Below are 19655 nucleotides of genomic sequence, written 5' to 3' on the forward strand. Positions count from 1 at the left end.
GAATATAAAATTGCATTGTGCTTGACCCATGATGACGATAAATGTATAAAAATTAATCTGATACAAAAATAATAATAAAAAGGAATGTATCGTGTTAAATGTAAATAAGAAGCTGTGGTCGTTTATTATTGGGATAGTGATGTCGGTCGCCTTTGTTTGGTTGGTGGCGCTTGCCAATGCGATACCGGTACCAGCAGTACTTGCTAATACCCCTGAATCAATAACGCTTTATTTCAGTGAGCTGGTGACTATTGTACTATCGGTGATATTTACATATGTCATGATCATTTTAATGGGGCAGTTATTTGATTTGTGCCCAAGTGATCATCCTTTCTGGTTACTCCTACCCGTGTGTATTTTTGTCTTAGGATTGTTTGTCGCCAAACATGTTTTGTTAACAACGCTACTTTGCGCAGCTTTGCCTGCTTTGGTGTTGTTGAGCTTACGCTATTGGACTCAGCGATTTAAGCAAAGAAAAATATTTAGTTAGTCAAATGACAAACAAAAAAGGGAGCAACTCACGTTGCTCCCTTTTTTGCGCTTTGTACGATATTAAATAGCGGCACTTGGCACGCTGGTCGGGCTAATATGCTCAATTGGATAACAACCTAACACTTTGATGAAGTTCGTCAGGTTGTTCAACTCACTAACGACTTCCTGCATTGCCAGTGATTTAATATTGGCTTCAACGTCAATGTAGAACATCTCTTCCCAAGGGCGTCCTTGAATTGGTCTTGATTCAAGCTTGCACATATTAATTCCCTTGTTTTTTAGCACGACAAGACATTCAACTAACGCACCTGGCTTTTGACCTGTTGCTAAAATGAGCGTTGTTTTCGCCGGAATTTGCTCTGCTACATCAACTGATTTTCTTGCAACGAGTATGAAACGACTGTGATTCTCATCTTGGTTTGCAATGGATTTTTCGAGTGCATGAAGTTGATATAGATGCCCACCTTCTTCACTACCAATTACAGCGACTGTTGGATCTTTAAGCTCAAATGCCTTTGCCATTGCGTCAGCGGTACTATCGCAATACTCAATTCGAATATCTTTTTGTTTGTTAAGGAAATTACTACATTGAGTGAATGGCTGACCGTGAGCATAAATTGTTTTGATATTCTCAAGTTCTGTATTTACGGCTGTTAACAAACAGTGCTCTATTGGTTGGGTGATCTCACCGACAATTGATAGGTTGGTATGTTGAAGCAAGTCATAGACTTCGTTGATGCTGCCTGATGACGTATTCTCGATAGGTAAAATGCCGTAATCTACATGTCCACCTTCAACAAGTTGCATGATCTCATCAAATGTTTGGCAGCCAGACTCAATCATGTATTCGGCGCGACGAGAGAAGTAGCGATGACTCGCTAAATAGCTATATGAGCCTTTGTCACCAAGAAATGCAACGCTGACAGCTGGCATTTGGATATTCGGGTTTGCGAGCGTTTGCAAATAAGCTTGTTGGTTAAGTACCGAATCTTCGATTATTGTTTGAAACACACTCGTTACATAGTGCGCATCAAGACCAAGCGCTTTACCTTGTTTAATGAGCCGGATGAGTAGTTCTTGTTCTCGCTGTTGATCGCGCACGGGACGAACTTCATGAGCTTTACTTTTTGCTACATTGAGGGTGAGGGCACGTCTTTTAGCAAAGAGTGTCAGTAATTCCTGATCGAGCGAAGTAATCTCTTTTCGAATTTCATTTAAATCTAACGTTTGTGCCACCGGTTAATCCTCTATGTTTTGTTATCATTTGGGCAAAAAAAAACCTCCACTTGGAGGTTTCTTATCGTTATTTTCTTTTGACGATAGTCAGCCTCCAACTAGGGTCGGATAAAAAAGAAAATAAAGAGGTTTTTGCTTAAACTTTTCATGCTACTACCATATAGCTAGAGTAATCACTCTGTCAACAGTTTCCTTAATGCAAAATGGTTATAGCGCCCTTGTGAATCGTATAACAGGAATCACAAGGGCTGAACATGAGCTAGTAGCTCAGTAAAACCATTGAGTACTTCGTAGGTCCAGGTAAGAATGCTGATGGTTTTCCATCAGCCCAATCTTTATGGCCAAGTCCGTAATAAGGCGACCAAGGGTGGCCAGCTTGACTGGTTGGCATATGGAATATACCTCGGCCTTCATAACCTGGAGAAACAATCATACGCTCAGAAGCGCCAAAATCAGTACCTTGAACGCGTGGCATATAACTATCGCCAGCTAATTGCATTGCTGGCATATCTAACCAACGGCCGATAATAGGTACGGCTTTACTCAATGGATGTTGAATCTTACTGGTATTTTGTTGACCCCAAGTAGCTTGTGAAAGCGGTTGTCCTTCTGTCATTGCGTCCAACGTATTATTTAATGCCAATTCAAACACAGCTTGCCATGAATCTTCAGGGCGCAACATGAAGTTGTCAGGTTGTTGAGTGATCAGTTGCCACAATGGTGTTTCAATTTGGTGCCTGATACTTCGTAAACTAAAGCTAGCATCGAGTTGTTTTAGGGATTCAGTGAGATCACTGAACACCAAATCGCGCATTTCATACCTGAAGTTACGCACTAGTCTGTAGGCCACAGAATCAACACTAGCACTAAGTGATTGTTCGTTTTCGAGTATCGATTTCGCTTCCTGCCACAACGGCTTATTGGCTATTGCGTCTTGAGTTAACACTGTTGAAAGGAGAAACTGATGCCAACGACCAAGAAAAACCGCTTTGTCGTCAAGCGCAACATCTAATAACGCTTGTTCGTCAAATTGCTCTTTAGCCATTAAATCATCACGAATTTGTTGGCTTCTTGCGCCTAAAGCATACCCACCGTTACCAATTTTGTCGTACATCTCTCCACCTACAACACGTGAATTCCCTGTCCATAGGCGATGATGAGAAGGATTTTTTACTCGTGGATATTGGTCAGCAGTTAGGTATTCACCCCAGCCATTTTCACCTGTTGACCAGTCAGTAGGTAAGTCACCTACAGCACCAACTTTTTGTGGAATAGGCCCCATGATTGTCCAGCCAATATTACCTTGAACATCACCAACCATTAGATTTTGAGCCGGAATGCCTGTCGTCGCTGCTATATCAAACGCCTCGTCAACACTTGTTGCTTGTTCAAGCTTCATTTGATTAAGATTAACCGCTTGCACATCGTGAGCTACCCATCGGTAAACGATTGGCTGTTTTAGGTGGTTCTCGCCAATGACAGGGCCCCAGATAGTTTCTTGCACCATTATTTCTTCTGATGGCTTATCTTTGATTGCAATAACTTGAGGAATGTATGTGAAACTGCGCCAACCTTCAGGGGTTAGGTACTGGTTACCAGACTCGTTGAGTTTAAGCTCAATGATGTCACTCCAATCGCCATAACTATTTGTATAACCCCAGGCAATTTTTCCGTTACTGCCGGTTATAATATTTGGAGCACCTGGTAGGGTCGTCCCAGTAACTTTAATCGTCTCGTTACCGTTTTTGAATTGAATTGATGCACGAAACCAAGTATTCGGCACGCGAATACCTAGATGCATATCATTAGCTACGATAGCTGATTTTGTGTCGCTAATTGCGCCGCCTACTGCCCAGTTGTTTGAGCCAGGTAGGTAATCATTTTTTGCAACAATATGGTGAGACGCTGGTTGTTCAGTCGAAGCCGTTGCTGATGGCCATGGCATTGTTGGTATTGCACCTGATGGAAATTGCGTATCATCAACTGCTGCATCCCACTTAGAGCCTTTAGGATTTAAAAATGCAAAGGCTTCGTCGCCAAGTGTGCTTTTAAGGATACCCAGGGTTCTTTCACGCTTGCCGTCAGATGATTGAAGATCAAGATACATGCTAAATACTGCAAGTATTGTATCCTCTTCTTGCCACTCAACAGGATCAAGCTGTAATAATAGATACTCAAATGGCTTAGCATGCATGTATTTCAAGCCTTGATTAACCCCTTGCGTGTAAGCTTTTAAGTAGGCAACTTGGTCTTTAGGCAAACTCTTAATAATGATGCGGGCTCGATCTCTAAATCGGTGCTTGCGAATACGCTTATCATAATCAAGCGCTAAGTCTCCAAATAAACTTGATAGTTCGCCTGCAGAATTCTTCCTGAGTAAATCCATTTGGAAAAAGCGCTCTTGTGCATGAACATAGCCAAGGGCTACTGCTGCGTCTTTCCTATCTTCAGCGAGTATAGTGACAATGCCTTTTTCATCACGCTCCACCTGCACTGCCTTCTCTAAACCTAAGAGAGTTCGCTTACCTTCTAGTTGGGGAAGGGAACCATCTATTTGGCTATAAATGTCTGCGCTGCCCGCTATCAAGAGGAATACAAGGATAAAGATGAAGAAAATTATAAATCTACGGAGTTTCGTCATTGTTTATTTAAGTCCTTATTATTGTTATTCAAATAGGGTATTAAAAATGTACAGTAAAAAACAGCAATAAGTTGATATTTTGCATCGAAAATAATAAAGAATCCGTGAAAATAGCAAAAACGTGGTCGTTGTCGTCTATTTAAAATATTGAAAACTAATAGCTTTATAAATTGTTAAAAAAATGCTTGGGCATACAGAAATATCAATGTAATAATACTTTCGTAGATGGGCGCAAGAAAGCCCTAAATTGATCTCCTTTTCGTTGTTTTCTCTTGTATCGCAGACTTTGTATTGATCACCATATTTCGAATTAATGTATGGTTCTAGGCGTTTTAGTTAAGAGTTATTGAAGGTCTGTTTTTCTCCTGTTAGGTTTTGTTTAGATGTTAGATAACGCACGTTATATAAAAATAGATGATTGGTTTTTTGAAATAAAAATGGTCAAAGCAATTAAAGTGGATGAGTTTGGTCAACCATATTCAGCTGTAGCAAACTGTAATATTAATGGCGACCAAATGTATATTGATGGCTTGATGACAAAGGATGAAGAAAAGTTTTCAAAAGACGATGTTAACGCTTTTTTAAAGTTCTGCCAGAAGTTAGGCATTGATAGTGTGACTTATCACCGAATGAAAGACGGTTCGCCAGTGTTAAGAGAAATGAAACACGAGGAACAGGTAAAGGTAGGTACAAAAAAGGCGAGTTAATCTGTGTGGTTTAAAAAAAAGCCCCATCTGTTGATGGGGCTTTTTGCTATTTATCTTCCGCGATTATTAAGCTTCTTCTTCAACTTCTTCTTGCGGTGCTGCTTTTGTTAAGAACATCTCACGTAAGCGCGTGTCAATTTCATTCGTGATAGCCGGGTTCTCTTTTAGGAACTCAACAGCTTTCGCTTTACCTTGACCAATCTTGTCGCCTTGGTAGCTGTACCATGCACCTGCTTTTTCAATCATCTTGTTTTGTACGCCAAGGTCAATTAGCTCACCAAAGTTGTTGATGCCTTCACCGTAAAGGATTTGGAATTCAACTTGCTTAAATGGAGGTGCAATTTTGTTTTTAACTACTTTCACTCGCGTTTCGTTACCAACGATTTCGTCACCATTCTTAACTGCGCCAATACGACGAATGTCTAAACGTACAGAAGCATAGAACTTTAATGCGTTACCACCAGTTGTTGTCTCAGGGTTACCAAACATCACACCAATTTTCATACGAATTTGGTTGATGAAGATCATCATAGTGTTTGATTGCTTTAGGTTTGCTGTTAATTTACGCATTGCTTGAGAAAGCATACGTGCTTGCAGACCCATATGTGAGTCACCCATTTCACCTTCAATTTCAGCTTTTGGTGTTAATGCAGCAACAGAGTCAACAACAATAACGTCGACAGCACCTGAGCGGGTTAACATGTCACAAATTTCTAGTGCTTGCTCACCTGTATCTGGTTGAGATACAAGTAGTTCGTTAATATTTACACCTAGCTTTTCAGCGTAGATAGGATCAAGAGCGTGCTCCGCATCAACGAATGCACAAGTCTTTCCGTTCTTTTGTGCTTCAGCAATAACTTCAAGTGTTAAGGTTGTTTTACCACTAGATTCAGGACCATAAATTTCAACAACACGGCCCATTGGTAAACCGCCTGCGCCAAGCGCAATATCTAAACCGAGTGAACCGGTAGAAATAGTCTCAACGTCCATGCTACGGTTTTCACCAAGTTTCATGATTGAGCCTTTACCAAACTGACGTTCGATTTGGCTTAGCGCAGCAGATAATGCTTTTTCTTTATTTTGGTCCATTCTAATGGCTCCACTTAATATTCGATATTTGTAAAATTGAAATTAGTATACTGTATAGTTTTACAGTATCAATCGTTTTTCATAAAAAATATTGATAAATGCAGTTAACTTATTGTTTTATAATGTTTTGTTTTTGTTGTGGAGCGCTAGCATGACGCCACAATCGTCTGTTGGTATTTTAAACAAACTAAAAATAAACAGTATTTGGCGAATTTCGCGGACTTATTTTCTTTGCTTATGGCATAATTATTCCAATTGAATTTTTACAACAAAAATAGCGCTAAAAAATGACACTAAGCCCATCCGACTTTTCTTCGCATACTCCGATGATGCGTCAATATTTAACGATAAAAGCCGAGTTTCCTAATATTTTATTGTTCTATCGAATGGGAGATTTTTACGAATTGTTTTTTGATGATGCAAAACGCGCAGCGGATTTGCTTGATATCCCTTTAACAGCTCGAGGAAAGTCAGGTGGCAATGCAATTCCAATGGCTGGCGTACCATACCACGCAGTAGAGAATTATTTGGCTAGACTTGTTCAGTTAGGTGAGTCAGTGGCAATTTGTGAGCAAGTAGGCGACCCTGCAACGAGTAAGGGGCCGGTTGAGCGCAAAGTTGTAAAAGTGGTAACTCCGGGGACTGTGAGTGATGAAGCCTTGTTGACTGACAGGCAAGACAACCTATTAGTCTCTGTCTTTGAGCACAAATCGTCATATGGCATTGCTTATTTAGACATTAGTTCAGGCAGATTTGTTGTTACTGAACCTACATCACTAGAGCAATTACAGGCGGAATTACAGCGCTTGTCGCCAGCCGAATTATTGTATCCTGAATCGTTTACCGAGTATGGTTTAATTCAATCATACAAAGGCATACGTAAACGCCCTGATTGGGAGTATGACTTTGACACGGCTCAATCTATTTTAACTAAGCAATTTGGGACTAAAGACTTATCCGGTTTTGGTATTAGTGATAAACACTATGCTATTTGTGCCGCGGGCTGTTTATTTCAATACGTAAAAGATACGCAACGCACTGCACTACCGCATATTCGCTCTATTATTGCCGAGTCTGCAACGACAGGTGTTGTGCTCGATGCTGCTACTCGAAGAAATCTAGAGCTAACGCAAAACCTTCAAGGTGGCTTGGAAAACACACTAGCTTCAATCCTTGATACCAGCGTTACACCTATGGGTTCTCGTCTTCTTAAACGTTGGATACATTTTCCTTTACGAGATTTACAGGTACTTACTGCTCGTCAAGATGCGGTTAGTAATATTCTAGATTTAGAGTTAGGTGAAGTGCTTATCAGTTCATTGAAGCCGATTGGCGACATTGAACGTATCGTGTCTCGAATCGCTATGCGTTCTGCTAGGCCAAGAGATTTCGCTCGTTTACGCAATGCGTTAACAAATTTACCTGACATTGCAGAAGATTTAGCCGATGTTAGCGCAACACATTTGAAAGCGATTTCAGCGAATGTTGCGCCTCAACCTGTATTGCAAGCCTTGCTTGAAAAAGCGATCGTCGATAACCCGCCGGTATTGATCCGAGACGGCGGGGTGATTGCTGAAGGCTATAATGATGAACTTGATGAGTTGAGAAACTTAAGCCAAGGGGCAAGCGACTATTTAGAGCAGTTAGAGGTTCGTGAACGAGAAGCAACCGGAATTTCAACATTGAAAGTTGGCTACAACAAAGTACACGGCTTTTATATTGAAATCAGTCGTGCGGCTTCTAATGAAGTACCTGATCATTATATTCGTCGACAAACACTTAAAAACAACGAACGTTTTATTACCGATGAGCTCAAGCAGCATGAAGAGAAGGTGTTAACTGCTCAAAGTCGATTCTTAGCACTGGAAAAGAAACTGTATGATGAGCTGTTTGATCTGATTCTTCCTGATTTGGAGCGCTTGCAGTCACTTGCTAGTAATTTAGCGGAATTAGATGTCTTAAACACCTTTGCTCAAACAGCTGAGCGATTAAATTACGTTAAACCAGTGCTAAGTGTAGAACCAGGTATTGCAATTGAGGGCGGTCGTCACCCTGTGGTTGAGCAAATGACGAGTGAACCGTTTATTGCAAATCCAGTTTTATTGAATGAACAACGAAAAATGTTAGTGATAACTGGTCCTAATATGGGCGGTAAATCTACTTACATGCGTCAGACCGCACTCATTGTGCTGATGGCTCATATAGGTGCTTATGTGCCTGCACAGTCTGCAAAAATTGGATTAGTTGATCGTATATTCACCCGTATTGGCGCTTCAGATGATTTGGCGAGTGGTCGCTCTACGTTTATGGTGGAAATGACTGAAACCGCCAATATACTGCATAATGCTACAGAGAAAAGCCTTGTTCTTTTGGATGAAATTGGCCGTGGCACGAGTACCTATGATGGCTTGTCACTTGCCTGGGCATGTGCCGAAATGCTTGCGCTAAAACTGAAAGCATTTACTTTGTTTGCTACCCATTATTTTGAGTTAACACTGCTATCCGAGCAAATACCAACGTTAAGCAATGTACATTTAGACGCTGTTGAACATGGCGACAACATTATCTTCATGCATGCCATTCAAGAAGGCGCCGCGAGTAAAAGTTTTGGTTTGCAGGTAGCTCAGTTAGCTGGGGTACCCAAAGCGGCTGTTTCACGTGCGAAGCAAAAATTAGCTGAGCTCGAAACAGAGCAGCACCGTATTCATGCTGAAGGTCATTTAGAGAAGTCATCACAAGTACAATTGCCATTAATCGACGAACCGCATGTTGCGATTCAGAAGTTAGCGCAAATTGATGTGAATAACGTAACACCCAAACAAGCGTTAGACATTCTTTATGAATTAAAAGAGACATTATAATTTGCAGATTTATCATATATAAACTATACCTCTGATGATTAAGTCAAAAAGGAATTTGATATGTCATATACAAACAAAGGAGTGTTTGGCGTTCAGCCTCATCCTGCATCAAGTGTGCTTTGTGTAATCAGCCCAAAGCACGTTAAGTCTTTATTAGTTGTTTTAGCACTTGTTGCCATTGTCCTCGTGATGTTTCTCGTCGCTGTTATCAAAGCGGATATCCACCAATGGTTGGCCAAAGATTCTAAGAGTCAGGCCAATGAAGACGGACACATCAAGGTCGAAAAAATTTGGGTTAATCCAGGTGATTATATTCAAGTTAGTTCACGTTTAATGTCATTTAAAATCAATAAAGATAAGCGTGAGGGAAGCGTACTAGCCAAGAAACTTGAAAATAAAGTGCGAGCTAAACTTGAGTTAAATCGCAAAGAAATTGCCAGTTTAAAGTACGCTCACCAACAAAAACTCCAAGCCTTGTATAATGAACGTGACGAGATAAAGACGGCGATTATTGCGAATAAATACTATAACAACGCGCTTGGTGCTAGTGATATGAATAACGCTGACTTAAGTTCGCATATTCCTTTGCTCAATGAACGTTTACGCGACGTGAGTATTGCTATTCGTGATGAGCCATTAATCTTTAAAGAACAATTAAGAATATTACTCTGGTATAAGAGCGACTTAGGATATCAGCTGGAGAACCTTGAGCTCCATAATTCCTACACGTTGATAGCTGACAGTGAGGGCTTTATTGAAAAAATTCACCTATCGACAAGCAACCTTTTGAATGAAAATACGATGCTTATTTCGATGACAATGACTAACGATAGTGCCAGTGAATTAGAACAAAAAACAGGAGCAGATGTATCAGGCTCTCTTAAACAGGTCTTTTTATTGGAGCCTAAGATAAAAGCCTTTGAGCACTTGGTAGACGCGCGGCTAAAAAAAGCCGCATTTAAGTACTTACATTATTAAAGTAGCGTGTCAGGCAGTGATGTAAAACAGACAATCACTTTGTGCGATGTAACGCTGCTTGGTTGCCATAAATATTTGAAAATCACACGCTGCAATGAGTCTGTTATCCTCAAAGTAGAAGTAGTCATCAATCACGTTATTCTTATACTCATCGAGTAATTTAAGGTTAGATAAACCTTCGTTATCTGACCAACCAAGAATTTGTCCAGCGTGACATAGACCATAGTTAAATTGTTCGATGTTTTCTATGATGGTGACGCCATCTTCACCTTGATCCTCAAGTGAAAAGCTCACATCAATATCTTCTGCTAATACCAAACGCATGGGGTGATGAATCACCTTGATCGTTTGTTTGTGGGAGTTGTTTATGTCAACACCAAGTGCCAATGTAGTGATGGCTTCATAAGCAACTTTATTTGCTTGAATATCGGTGCAGCCTCCGCATTCTAGGGTTATCACTGGGCAATCAATCGTTATTTCCATCAATGCACCAAGAGAAATATGGGAAAGAATTAAGTTGTCACAAAAAAAGCTAGCGAGCTTAAGGTGCTGCTTGTTCATATGTGCACTTACACAAAATGCAGGGCTGCTGCCTGAGGTGTTATGCATGTCCACGACGAGTACAGGGGAGACTTCTTTTATTGCATCTTCGATCAAGTGAGCTCTTTGGTTGTAGTTCGTCTGTTTTTCTGAATTGAAGCAACGATTGATATCTTCACCGCCTGGTAAAAAACGTTGACTGAAAATAGGCTGATATTGAGCGGCTTCAACAGAACAAATGATAAACCTCAAATTAACATTTTGCGGTCGCTCTTCCTGAATTAACCATTGATGTAGAGCAATAAAACCTGACGGTTCATTGCCGTGCAATAAGGTCGTTATCACATACCACTGTTCGCTATCCTCATGAGTAATATCTATGACTGTAGGGCCGCACAATGATAGCAAGAATTGAGTATAGTCTGCTTTTAGGGTGATGCTATCGGGGTTTTTGAGATAGCAAATGTCTGAAAAATCTATCGCCATATTTGTTCCCATTGACTTACCGGTAAACAGGTTCTGCAGTTTTTTAAATATAATAGGGTCAACTGATGACAGGCTTGATCTCGATCACAGCTTTTTAATAAATGTGAAAATGTTTGCTTTTGCCACGTTGCGCCAGTGATATTTGCCGTTAATCGCTGTGAAATAACATTTAAGTACTTATTGGCATCTTGCTCGTCAATGGAAAGTGAGAGAAGGCCTGCTTTGGCAATAGGCAGCAGCTTTTCAATAACATCGGTTATTTGCACTTCACCAACTTGGTATTTATGTTTGAGCGGCCATAAGATTTTTGCGTCTAATCCCGACTGAGCTGCGCGATAGAAGTTGTACTCGGCATATTGAAATGGCAAAACACTCGTATAGGCCTCTACTTTTTTTGCGATTCCAGTTGCTAGCCCGATTGCAAATGCTGCGTTGGCAACCATATCTACGCTAGTAGGGCCTGCTGGAATAGCTCTGAATTCGAGTCGAATGTGCCCATTGCCTTCGTTACTGTATACCGGGCGGTGCCATGGCCATGTTGTCCCTAAGTGCAAAGAGAGCTCTTTTAACGCAGGTAGTGCAGTTGGCGCGTTATCATTTGAAATTGCAGGTATTACGGGTTCAAACAAGCAAACAGCTTGGGAGAATAATTGCCATGCGCAACCATGTAACCAACCAAAGCCAAAATTTACTCTTGGCTGCTCTTGCCAAGGGGTATCATTTGGTCGCCGCACATCAATTGATTGCTTGAACAACGCTATGCGGGTTTCATCCCATAACTTTTTACCAAGAAAAATCGAGGAGTTTGCACTTATTGCAGTGACCAAGGGGAGTGTAAGCTGAGCTGCATTGTAAACGGCAGTGAAATTCTCTGGCGGTATCATTAAGTGCACTTGAAAAGACGTGTTAGCGCCCTCTGCACTAATATCATCTAAGTTTAAAGATAATGATTCGTCACCATTAATATTAATTTGAAAGGCATCTCCTCGTGCTTGATAAAGATGGTTTGCTAAGCAATGATACCTCGGTATATCCGTCATAAAGTCGGCATTTAAATGTGCTTTTTTTAAGGTTGGCAAAATGCCAATAGGCAGTACATTAATCTCAAGTTGCTCTGCAACTCGCTCTAACTCATCGGTTTTATTTTTCATCTGTTGCTGCAACGCAGAGAACGGCGAACCAGCAAGCGTTACAGGTGATAGATTAAGTTCGAGGTTGTATTGATTTAATTCCGGCTGATATTGCTTATCATCAAGAGCGTTGAGTAGTTTTTGATTAGCTAAACTGATGTCACCATTATGATCAATCAAGTACATCTCAAGCTCGGCACCGAACATGAGTTTTCCCTGACCAAAACTTGGTCGTTGCACAATCTCTTTTAAGGTATCAAGTTGTTCACGAATGATATGTTTAAAGGTTTTAAACTGCTCATCATTAAAACTAACTTGCTCAATGTTTTGACCCATAATGCCACCTTATCTTATCCCTTAAATTTATACTGGCATAAGCTGGTTGATCTCTACTTGATGTGGGTCAAAAAACAAACAGGTACTTCAAAACAGAAAAAAGCCTAGTTTGGTGGCTAGGCTTTAATGGTTTGGTGTTTGATAAAGGAAAAGTTGTTAAGGGTGACGCTTGAAGATTTTCGTCTCATTGTTTTTTAAATCAAAACAAAGCCTGTCATGTAAGCGAGATGCTCGACCTTGCCAAAATTCGAAATAGTGAGGAATAACACGAATCCCTCCCCAAAAATCAGGTAAAGGAACGTCTTTCCCTTTAAATTTTTCGGTAAAGTGTTTTACATTTTCTTTGAGCTCATCATCACTCGTCATCACCTGGCTTTGATGTGATGCCCAAGCACCAATCTGACTGCCGCGATCGCGAGAATGAAAATATTTTTCAGACTGGGATTTAGAGGTGTGCTCAATACTGCCTTCAATTCTTATTTGACGTTGTAAAACACCCCAGTGAAATAGGATTGATATTTTGGCATTTTCGGTCAATTGCTGATGCTTATCGCTACTATAATTGGTGTAAAAAACAAAACCTTGTTCGTCGAATTCTTTCAACAACACCATACGTGATCTTGGTTGGCCATCAGCGCCACAAGTGCTAATAGACATTGCTTCAGGGAGCAACACCCCTGACTGATTGGCTTCATTAAACCATTTAGTAAACAGTTCAAGTGGCGTGGTATCTTCATCAAGCTCAGGCATTGGCAATGCAACACCTTGGCCGAAGGTAAAAAGGCAACGAAGTTTTTCTAAAAAAGTCATAGCAATAAAAAAGGTGTTAAAAATAATATTTTAACACCTAATACCGATTATAGAATTAACTAGATCAATGATTTTTCATATAATCTATCGTTAAATTGCTTAAGAGCTTAACGCCAAGTGCCATACCGCTCTCGTCAATTTTGAATTCAGGCGTGTGGTGCCCTGGTGCTTCGCTAGCAGGAATGTCTCTGCTTTTTCCACCAACAAATAAATATAATCCAGGCACTTCCTCTTGGAAGAATGAGAAATCTTCCGCACCGGTTACCGCTTTCGTCAACTTCACGTTATCTTCGCCTGCGGTGGTTTTCAATACCGGTAGCATTTCACGCATCAGAGCAGGGTCGTTATAAGTTATTGGATATTGATAATCGAGTGGCAAGGTTACTTCAGCCGTCGCATTCATGCTTTTAGCGATCGAGTTAACCTTTCTGTGAACCGCTTCATGAATATGTTCACGAGTATCAGGACTAAGACTGCGAATCGTACCAATCATTTCAACTTGATTTGGGATAATATTTGAACGGTTACCGCCAGTAATTTTACCAACGCTTACGACCGCTGCACTATCAATTAACTCTACTTCTCGGCTTACGATGGTTTGCAAACCCATAATAATTTGAGCGGAAGTCACGATAGGGTCGGCACTCAACCAAGGGTAGGCACCATGAGATTGCTTTCCGTTCACTACAATCTTGAACGGGTCTACGGCAGCCATAATGCCACCTTCTTTGTAATGAACAGTGCCAACATCTTTATCCGACGAAATATGTAACCCAAATATCACGTCAACGTCAGGATTCTTGAGTACACCTTCTTTTACCATGATCTCGGCACCACCAACTTCACCTGCTGGCGCACCTTCTTCTGCAGGCTGGAAAATGAATTTAATCTTGCCGTTTAACTCGCTTTTCATTTCCGTCAAAATGGTTGCTGCGCCCATTAACATCGCAATATGTGTATCGTGGCCACAGGCGTGCATTACACCTACTTGATTACCATCAAGTTCTCCCATTGCTTTAGAGGCAAATGGTAATCCTGTGTTTTCTGTTACAGGTAATCCGTCAATATCGGCTCTTAGAGCAATCGTTGGTCCCGGTTTTCCAGTGTCGAGCAACCCAACAACACCTGTTTTCGCAATACCAGTTGTTACCTCAAGATCAAGATCTTCTAAAAACTTTGCGATTGTTTTTGCCGTTTCAAACTCTCTATTTGATAGCTCAGGGTTTTGATGAAAATGGCGACGCCACTTGATTACATCGCCTTCAATTCGATTCGCAATGTCGGCAACTTTTTGCGTGTCAGCAAAAACAGGAAGTGTAAACGAGGTACTTGCTAACACGAGGCTAGCTATTAAAGATTTTTTCATCGGTAATGCCATCATTATTATTAAGTTATGACATTACCTTACTGAAATTGACATGTAATGGCTAATAAAATGCGATAAATTACACATCCCAGTCATCGGTGTCATCGAGTAACGATTTTAACCGTTTCTGTTCTAATAAATCATCAATACGTTTTCGTGCAATAGAGTTTCTTTTGTCTTGCTCATCTTGCTGAAATCGCTTGTCTTGTTCATTAAATTCTTCAGAGCCATTTAAATTATCAAGTTCTTGGTTATTCATCATTCACCTTCAAAAAACAAATCCCCATAACTTGAAAATAGACAAAAATTGCTGAAGTGTTAAATATTTATTTGTATTTTTATGTAATTGTTAACAATTCAATAGTAAAAAGCCGGATAATCAATCTGATTATCCGGCTTTTTGTCTAGATTTAATTGTGTTAGCGGTGGGTAGCCATTACCAACCTTCAACACCTTTCATATCTGGAAGTTGGTGTGCAATACCTTTATGGCAATCAATACAGGTTTTCTCACCACTTGCTAGCGAAGTCGAGTGCATTTCGGCTGCTCGATTACTTTGTGCAGTAAAGTCCATATAATCAAAGTTATGACAGTTACGACACTCCAGTGAGTCATTGGCTTTAAGTCTAGCCCACTCGTGTTCAGCGAGTTCTCTTCGTTTGGCTAAAAACTTTTCACGTGTGTTTATCGTGCCAAAAATTTTACCCCAAACTTCTTTTGAAGCTTGCATCTTACGAGCTATTTTATTGGTCCACTTGTGAGGTACATGGCAATCTGGACATGTTGCTCTTACACCGGAACGGTTAGTAAAGTGGATTGTTGGCTTTAACTCAGCATAAACATTACTTTCCATTTCATGGCAACTAATACAGAACTCCTCTGTATTCGTTAGCTCTAAAGAGGTGTTAAATGCACCCCAGAAAATAATACCGGCAATAAAACCACCGAAAGTTAAGAAGCCTAAGCTGTAATACTTACTTGGTGTTGAGAGCGTATGCCAAAACTCTTTCAGTTTTTTCATTAGTTTCATGGCTGCTCCTTACTTAGGATCCGATTTAGCTTTCATTAGCTGGTGCATATCGACAAACGTATTCTCAACCAATGGTTTAGCATCTTGCTGAGTAACATGGCACTGACTACAGAAATAGCGTCGAGGTGAAATTTCCGCTAAAAAGTTACCATCTCTATCCATAAAGTGGGTCACACTCACCATAGGCGCTTGTGAGTCACCTGTGCGTGTGCGGCTGTGACACGCCATACACTTATTGGTATTAAGATTTACCTCATAATTCCTTATTGTGTGAGGAATTAAAGGTGGCTGCATTGGATAATTTCGCGGCTGCTTGATGTCTGAGTTATTGACTTTAAACATCTTATTAGGTGTTTTCTGTTCGCTCAGTTTTGTTTCATCACGCAGCGTAGATATCTCTTGCTTCTCATTAGAAATTGCGATGCCAGAAAATGCGATACTTGCTATTAAAAGCCCTTTGATTAAAGTTCTCATCATCATCTCCTTACGCTTTAACTACTTTGACAGCACATTTTTTGAAGTCGGTTTCTTTAGACAATGGATCCGTCGCATCAAGTGTGACTTTATTGACTAATCGACTTGCATCAAACCATGGCATAAACACTAAACCTTTCGGCGGTTTGTTGCGTCCACGGGTTTCAACACGTGTTTCTACCTCACCACGGCGAGACACTATTTTGACCAGATCGCCACGACGTAAGCCTCTGCCTTGAGCATCGTCTGGGTGCATATAAAGTACGGCATCAGGCATTGCTTTATATAGCTCCGGCACGCGTTGTGTCATCGAACCCGAGTGCCAATGCTCAAGTACACGTCCGGTTGATAACCATAGATCGTACTCACTATCTGGAGACTCCGCAGGTGGCTCGTATGGCAATGCAAAGATAATTGCTCGGCCATCAGGCTTACCATAGAACTCAATACCTTTGCCTTTAGTCACATACGGGTCATGATCTTCATTGAATCGCCATCTTGTCTCTTTTCCGTCGACTACTGGCCAACGTAAACCGCGTACTTGATGGTAGGTGTCATATGGTGCTAAATCATGTGCTTTGCCACGACCAAAGGTTGCGTATTCTTCGAATAAACCTTTTTGGATGTAGAAACCAAAATGACGCGACTCATCATTTAAACGGTCTTCAGGGATCTCATCTAATGAGAATTTGTTAACTTGGCCATTAGCAAACAACACGTCAAATAGTGTTTTTCCTTTGTAGCTAGGATTTTTATCTAAGATTTCTTTTGGCCAGGTTTCATCTGTGGTAAATCGTTTTGAAAACTCTACCGTTTGCCACATATCTGATTTAGCGCCTTTAGGTGCCTCAACCATTTGATACCAAGTTTGCGTTCTACGTTCTGCGTTACCGTATGCGCCTTCTTTTTCTACCCACATAGCCGTTGGCAGTATCAAGTCAGCTGCTTGTGCTGTAACGGTAGGATACGGATCAGATACAACAATAAAGTTTTTCGGATTGCGATAACCAGGCAGGCCTTCTTCAAGCATGTTCGCTGCCGCTTGCATGTTGTTATTACATTGAACCCAATAAAAGTTTAACTTGCCATCTTTTAACATGCGGTTTTGCAAAACGGCATGGTAGCCAGGTTTTGGTGGAATGATGCCTTCTGGAATCTTCCATTTTTTCTCCGAAAGTTTACGATGTTTCGGATTTGCAACCACCATATCTGCTGGTAAACGGTGTGAGAACGTACCAACTTCACGCGCCGTACCACATGCTGACGGTTGGCCAGTTAATGAGAATGGACTGTTGCCCGGTGTTGAGATTTTACCGGTAAGTAAGTGAATGTTGTACACTAGGTTATTTGCCCAAACACCACGAGTATGCTGGTTAAAGCCCATTGTCCAGAATGAACAAACCTTAGTGTTAGGGTCAGCATAAAGCTCAGCTAATTCTTTTAGGTTTTTCTCTGGTACACCTGATAATTTGGACGTGTATTCTAATGTGTAAGTGCTAACAAATTCTGCGTATTCTTCAAAATCAATCGCTTTAGAACCACCTGCTTTTTTCGCATTTTTCGCTTTTTTCTCGAGCGGGTGATCTGGACGAAGTCCATAACCGATATCGGTATTACCTAGTCTAAAGTTCGTATGTTTGTTTACGAAGTCTTTGTTAACACGGTCAGTTTGAATAATATAGTTTGCAATAAAGTTTAATATCGCTAAGTCGGTTTGTGGCACAAAAATCATACCGTTATCAGCAAGTTCATAGCTGCGGTGTTCATAAGTAGACAGTACTGCCACTTTTACATGTGGTGCACTTAAACGACGGTCAGTGATACGTGTCCATAAAATTGGGTGCATCTCCGCCATGTTTGAGCCCCATAAAACACACGCATCGGTATGTTCCATATCATCGTAACAACCCATAGGTTCGTCGATGCCAAACGTACGCATAAAGCCACCAACGGCTGATGCCATACAATGACGAGCGTTAGGATCGATGTTGTTACTTCTAAAGCCTGCTTTATAGAGCTTAGATGCCGCGTAACCTTCCATGACTGTCCATTGACCTGAGCCAAACATGCCAACACCTGTTGGGCCCACGTCTTTTAATGTTTTCTTTGCTTTCTCTTCCATGATGTCGAAAGCTTGATCCCAGGAGATTGGTGTAAAGTCACCATCTTTGTCGTACTTGCCATTTTTCATGCGCAGTAAAGGTGACGTCAGGCGGTCTTTACCGTACATTATTTTCGATAAGAAATAGCCTTTAACACAGTTCAAGCCTTTATTTACAGGCGACTTGATATCACCATGGGTAGCAACGACTTTGCCATCCATTACCCCAACGTTCACACTACAACCTGTACCACAGAAGCGGCAGGCTGCTTTGTCCCATTTTAACTTAGTGATATCACTGCTGGTGATCAGATTTGAAGCAGCCGCAGGTACTGAAACACCTGCTACGGCCGCAGCTGCAGCTACAGCATTAGCTTTTATAAACTCTCGGCGATTAATTGTCATGGTTTCACCTTGTCCTTATTATGAAGCTTGTTGTTCATTTAAAAATTGATGGTACACAGGCGACAATGACATTACCGTGCTGTGCAATCGAATGGGTGTTAGAAGATGGTCTACTGCTTTATGGGAACTGGCTTCAATCGTGAAGACAATCTTTCCATCTTCGCTCACAGCATGGACCTGACCACCTTGCTGCAAATTTATTACTTCGCTTAGTTCATCGACATTCTCGGGTAACACGTGTGCGACGAAGCTGGCGACATGGTATTCAACATCACTCATAACTACTCTCTACTAATGATAGGGTCATTGCATCTTGTGGACAGGTGGAAACACATGCGCCACAAGCAGTGCAATCTTGCTGAATAATTTCGGGTTGAGGCGTTTGATTAAGTGCTAAAGGGAAATTGATGACACGTGCATCGCAAACATCACGACAGCTTTGGCAATAAATATTGTTTTTTGCTAAACATTTATCACTAATGAGCACTTCGGCATGCCAAGCTTTGGTTGTGCTTGGATCATCAAACATGTCAACTTCACAGACATCGACACATTTTTGGCAAAACGTGCATTCGTCTTGAGAGAAGTCAACATAAGGAAACCCTTGGCGGTCACGTTTAATGATATTGGTTTCACAGGCAGGCAAGCACTTTTGGCATTGCGTACAGTTCTGTGTGAAATTATCTTCACTTTTTGACCACGGTAGCCTTAACGTGGTTGGATCCACTTGTTTTACGCTGGCAGTAAAAAAACGTCGGCGGGCAACATCAATCGTCTCAGTCATTTTTTCTGATCATCCTTAACTTGTAGGAGGGCCTGTTAAAATTTGACTAATCCATATAGTGAAGCCAAGTGCCCCAACAATAATTACGGAGAGAATAGGCGCTAAGAAAACAGTAAGAAAAATAAACATATTTCTTTCTTTACGTTTTGTTACTGCGTCATCTTCAACTGATGTGTTCATAACAACTCT

Annotated in this window: 17 protein-coding genes and 1 pseudogene; 4 read left to right on the forward strand and 14 right to left on the reverse strand. The window is 41.0% G+C overall.

What is annotated here, in order from left to right; translation table 11 throughout:
- The first annotated feature begins 91 nt into the window (after window positions 1–91).
- On the forward strand, window positions 92–490 hold the full coding sequence (locus QQK05_RS03500) for a hypothetical protein (protein ID WP_284296039.1): 399 nt from the start codon (window positions 92–94) through the stop codon (window positions 488–490).
- Between the two features lie 65 nt (window positions 491–555).
- Here QQK05_RS03500 and QQK05_RS03505 read toward each other — a convergent pair.
- Together QQK05_RS03505 and QQK05_RS03510 are read right to left on the reverse strand one after the other, a co-directional pair.
- Window positions 556–1728 (reverse strand): annotated as a pseudogene (locus QQK05_RS03505) (chorismate mutase); the annotation flags it as partial.
- Between the two features lie 259 nt (window positions 1729–1987).
- The gene (locus QQK05_RS03510) at window positions 1988–4369 is read right to left on the reverse strand and encodes a penicillin acylase family protein (protein ID WP_284296040.1); all 2382 of its coding nucleotides are present in this window, start codon (window positions 4367–4369) and stop codon (window positions 1988–1990) included.
- A gap of 383 nt (window positions 4370–4752) precedes the next feature.
- Here QQK05_RS03510 and QQK05_RS03515 point away from each other — a divergent pair, with 383 nt between their 5' ends.
- Complete coding sequence (locus QQK05_RS03515) at window positions 4753–5076, forward strand: hypothetical protein (RefSeq protein ID WP_284296041.1); 324 nt, start codon at window positions 4753–4755, stop codon at window positions 5074–5076.
- Window positions 5077–5142: 66 nt separating this feature from the next.
- On the opposite strand, the gene recA is transcribed toward QQK05_RS03515, so the two are convergent.
- The gene (recA, locus tag QQK05_RS03520; protein ID WP_284296042.1) at window positions 5143–6165 is read right to left on the reverse strand and encodes a recombinase RecA; all 1023 of its coding nucleotides are present in this window, start codon (window positions 6163–6165) and stop codon (window positions 5143–5145) included.
- Between the two features lie 287 nt (window positions 6166–6452).
- Between recA and mutS the strand changes: the two genes are divergently transcribed.
- Both mutS and QQK05_RS03530 read left to right on the forward strand, forming a co-directional pair.
- The gene (gene mutS / locus QQK05_RS03525) at window positions 6453–9026 is read left to right on the forward strand and encodes a DNA mismatch repair protein MutS (protein ID WP_284296044.1); all 2574 of its coding nucleotides are present in this window, start codon (window positions 6453–6455) and stop codon (window positions 9024–9026) included.
- Between the two features lie 60 nt (window positions 9027–9086).
- Complete coding sequence (locus QQK05_RS03530; RefSeq protein WP_284296045.1) at window positions 9087–10004, forward strand: hypothetical protein; 918 nt, start codon at window positions 9087–9089, stop codon at window positions 10002–10004.
- Between the two features lie 9 nt (window positions 10005–10013).
- Here the strand turns inward: QQK05_RS03530 and QQK05_RS03535 are convergent, their stop codons facing one another.
- The 11 genes from QQK05_RS03535 to napE form a co-directional block, all read right to left on the reverse strand.
- Window positions 10014–11030 carry a M14 family metallopeptidase gene (locus tag QQK05_RS03535; protein WP_284296046.1) on the reverse strand — a complete coding sequence of 339 codons (1017 nt, stop codon included), beginning with the start codon at window positions 11028–11030 and terminating at the stop codon, window positions 10014–10016.
- Complete coding sequence (locus tag QQK05_RS03540) at window positions 11021–12496, reverse strand: hypothetical protein (protein ID WP_284296047.1); 1476 nt, start codon at window positions 12494–12496, stop codon at window positions 11021–11023. The genes QQK05_RS03535 and QQK05_RS03540 overlap by 10 nt, the downstream gene beginning before the upstream one ends.
- A gap of 156 nt (window positions 12497–12652) precedes the next feature.
- Window positions 12653–13306, reverse strand: coding sequence for a pyridoxamine 5'-phosphate oxidase (gene pdxH / locus QQK05_RS03545; protein ID WP_284296049.1), 654 nt, complete (start codon window positions 13304–13306; stop codon window positions 12653–12655).
- 64 nt (window positions 13307–13370) lie between these two features.
- Window positions 13371–14672, reverse strand: a complete 1302-nt coding sequence (locus QQK05_RS03550; protein ID WP_284296050.1) for an amidohydrolase — start codon at window positions 14670–14672, stop codon at window positions 13371–13373.
- Between the two features lie 79 nt (window positions 14673–14751).
- Entirely contained in the window at window positions 14752–14931 is a 180-nt protein-coding gene (locus QQK05_RS03555; protein WP_284296051.1) for a PA3496 family putative envelope integrity protein, read from the reverse strand.
- Between the two features lie 177 nt (window positions 14932–15108).
- A complete protein-coding gene (locus QQK05_RS03560; RefSeq protein WP_193023535.1) occupies window positions 15109–15702 on the reverse strand; it encodes a cytochrome c3 family protein in 594 nt (197 codons plus the stop codon).
- A 9-nt stretch (window positions 15703–15711) separates the two neighbouring features.
- Window positions 15712–16176 carry a nitrate reductase cytochrome c-type subunit gene (locus tag QQK05_RS03565; protein ID WP_284296052.1) on the reverse strand — a complete coding sequence of 155 codons (465 nt, stop codon included), beginning with the start codon at window positions 16174–16176 and terminating at the stop codon, window positions 15712–15714.
- Between the two features lie 10 nt (window positions 16177–16186).
- Entirely contained in the window at window positions 16187–18682 is a 2496-nt protein-coding gene (gene napA / locus QQK05_RS03570) for a nitrate reductase catalytic subunit NapA (RefSeq protein ID WP_284296053.1), read from the reverse strand.
- A gap of 18 nt (window positions 18683–18700) precedes the next feature.
- Window positions 18701–18961: a chaperone NapD gene (locus QQK05_RS03575; protein ID WP_284296054.1), complete on the reverse strand. Its 261-nt coding sequence runs from the start codon at window positions 18959–18961 to the stop codon at window positions 18701–18703.
- Window positions 18954–19466 (reverse strand): ferredoxin-type protein NapF, encoded by a 513-nt coding sequence (napF, locus tag QQK05_RS03580; RefSeq protein WP_284296055.1) that lies wholly within the window; start codon window positions 19464–19466, stop codon window positions 18954–18956. The genes QQK05_RS03575 and napF overlap by 8 nt, the downstream gene beginning before the upstream one ends.
- Window positions 19467–19481: 15 nt before the next feature.
- Window positions 19482–19646 (reverse strand): periplasmic nitrate reductase, NapE protein, encoded by a 165-nt coding sequence (napE, locus tag QQK05_RS03585; RefSeq protein ID WP_284296056.1) that lies wholly within the window; start codon window positions 19644–19646, stop codon window positions 19482–19484.
- Window positions 19647–19655 lie beyond the last annotated feature (9 nt).

Source organism: Thalassotalea loyana, assembly GCF_030161435.1.
Classification (GTDB): domain Bacteria; phylum Pseudomonadota; class Gammaproteobacteria; order Enterobacterales; family Alteromonadaceae; genus Thalassotalea_G; species Thalassotalea_G loyana.